Annotated in this window: 2 protein-coding genes; one reads left to right on the top strand and one right to left on the bottom strand. The window is 54.2% G+C overall.

Translation table 11 applies throughout. The features are described from left to right. Positions 1 to 469: 469 nt before the first annotated feature. Entirely contained in the window at positions 470 to 1015 is a 546-nt protein-coding gene (locus VAE57_RS18750) for a thermonuclease family protein (protein WP_322823347.1), read from the bottom strand. 493 nt (positions 1016 to 1508) lie between these two features. Here VAE57_RS18750 and phoU point away from each other — a divergent pair, with 493 nt between their 5' ends. Further along, a complete protein-coding gene (gene phoU / locus VAE57_RS18745) occupies positions 1509 to 2159 on the top strand; it encodes a phosphate signaling complex protein PhoU (RefSeq protein ID WP_322823346.1) in 651 nt (216 codons plus the stop codon). Positions 2160 to 2591 lie beyond the last annotated feature (432 nt).

Here is a 2591-nt window from a genome sequence, read left to right as displayed (position 1 = left end):
TGAAACCTGCCGGCAGCGCTCCCTGACGGGCGCCGGCGCGATGGCATCAAAAAACCAAAATCCCCGCGAGGGGATTGAAACGTGATAGACGAGGCGTGGGCATACTTGGCGCTTGATGCAAATCACTTCAAAAAACCAAAATCCCCGCGAGGGGATTGAAATATAGGCGTCAGCCCCATTCCGTCAGGCTTCCGGGTTTCGCCTGCAAAAACCCAACATCCCCTCGCGGGGATTGAAATGTATACATCGTTGTCTGCTGGTCATCGTCGTTCGTGACGATTTCAAAAAACCATAATCCTCGCCAGGGGATAATCGAGGCGCGAATTCTATCTAATCGTGCAACACTCCCCACAAGATCACAGACGGGGCAGGTTTTGTGCCTGCCCCGTCTCAGTTTCATCTCGAATAATCTGTCACCGCTATACCTGTCGTATCTCGCCATTCTAGCGCAGTGGCTCCGCAGTGCCTCTCACCGTTGGCCATTGCACGTCTCTGGTGCCCATAGCCCGCGCTGGGAGCTGCGGGCTTCAGCTTCGGCGGCCCGGAAGATCGCTTGATAGCGGTATGGGACGTTGTAGGTGTATTCGTAGGCGTACCCTTGCCGAATCTGTTCCAGATTGACCATGCGCCCGTCTTCGAGCCAGACGTAGCGCAAGAGGCGGCCAAACCGATCTCGTGAATCTTGCGAGGGGTCGTCTTCCAGCAGGACGGTTTGCCTGTCTACAAGTTTGCGTGCATTGCTCGCCGCTTCTTTCCCAAAACACTCGACCGGTCGCCGCGGATCGACCGACTCTGGGGTGTTGATGCCTATCAGCCGTACCCGCTCTTCATCCCGCCCGATCCGTACGATGATGGTGTCGCCATCGACGACGCGGACAACGCGGGCGTGCGTCAGGTTGTCGGGCAGTGGTGGGTAGTCGCTGAGGCTGGTTTGCTCTGTCGCCACCGGTCGGCTGCATCCACTGCTGAAGAAGATGAACTGAATGAGGAAGATGGTGAAGATACGCTGTACCACAGTCGATTTCTCCAATGCTATAATCTGTTCCGGTGGTATCGTAACTCAAGTTGCTACCTATGCTGTGGGCATCCCATGGAGGCTAATTATCAGGATGAACCGCACAACGTTTCTCGCAACACCGTATGGCGTGATTGCTGTACGATGTGGAGTTCCCATGGACGTGCTACGCCACGCCTCACGGTAGTCACCCGGATTATACCCATCCTCTGTGTCCTCCGTGTCTCTGTGGTGACCAAGAGTGTACTTTGGTTATCGTACCAGATGCTGACAGAGTATGTGTCGCGGCTCTCGCCAGGCAGTCCGTTCGGCGATGGTAGTCGTCTCTATGTGAGTGGCAGGGCTGGCTTTCCGCATCCTGCGCGTGCCTGGCCGCTCGTCGCAATGACCACGATATGTAACGAAATTTCAGTCAAACACCTACTGGCAAAAAAGTGCTGAAACGTGTATCCTGAAAGGGACGGGAGCAGTATATCACGAGGGAGAAACCTTCATGCGACCGCGAGAACATTTTGATCAGGAATTGGAGGCCTTGCGTAAGCAGGTACTGGATTTTGGGAATGCGGTGGTCGGGGCGCTGGATCGGGCTATTACAGCGTTGGAAAAGGGTGATGTGGAGCTGGCACAATCGGTTGTTGCTGGGGATGCTGCGTTCAATGAGGCAAGGGGTGCGATTGAGCAACATGCGGTAAATCTGATCGCAACTCAGCAGCCGGTGGCTCGTGATTTGCGCCGGATTATTGCCGCGATGGCGATCAGTTATGAGTTGGAACGGATCGCCGATTACGCGAAGAGTACGGCAAAGATGGTGGCCGGCAGCCCAGACCCAAACCATGGTGCATTGCACGCGCCGCCTGATCTGGTTACTCTTGGTCGGGTGGCCCGAACCAATCTTGAACGCACGCTGGCAGCGCTGGGCAATGGTAATCCCGATGCAATTAAAGAGATCATCCTCAATGAGGATGAGATTGATCACGAGTACAAGCGGTTGAAGCGTGCACTGGTATCCCAACTTACGCCGCCGGAGATTGCCGATCTGCTGTTTATTGCCCATAATTTCGAGCGCGTTTCCGATCGGGCACTGAATATGGCCGAAAAGATGATTTTTGTGAGTAGTGGTGATCAGGTGGAGTTGAACGATTAATCCCAATCTATCGGGGAGAGCAGTGGATATGGCTCTCCCCGATTTGTGTTAATTAATCCAGGTTGCCACCTGCACGGTGAGCAAACTACGTGAGACTGATTGCTATTAATGAACAACACGACGCTGCGCACACCCCTGCGGAGCGTAACCGTATACACCATGTGGTTAGTAGAACTTATTTCATAAAAAGCTGTACTGTCGCACTCTAATAACCATCTCCGGTGTTATCACACGCCGGATTGGTTGCCTTGCTCGCTCATCATCCGCGTGTTGCGCGGTTTGGAGTGCGGCAGCCATGCTGCCGCGCCAACCATGCTCACGATCTGGCGCGTGGTATGCCGTTGACCCGGCTGGTCACACAAATTCGGGTGTGTTCGTCAAGATCACAGCGTCAGTCAGGAATGAATGAGGTAACTGCTATCAGACATTTTT

It is taken from the genome of Chloroflexus sp., assembly GCF_034434295.1.
Lineage (GTDB): Bacteria > Chloroflexota > Chloroflexia > Chloroflexales > Chloroflexaceae > Chloroflexus.
Note: the sequence above shows the minus strand (reverse complement) of the source record. Positions and strands in the feature narration are given on the sequence as shown.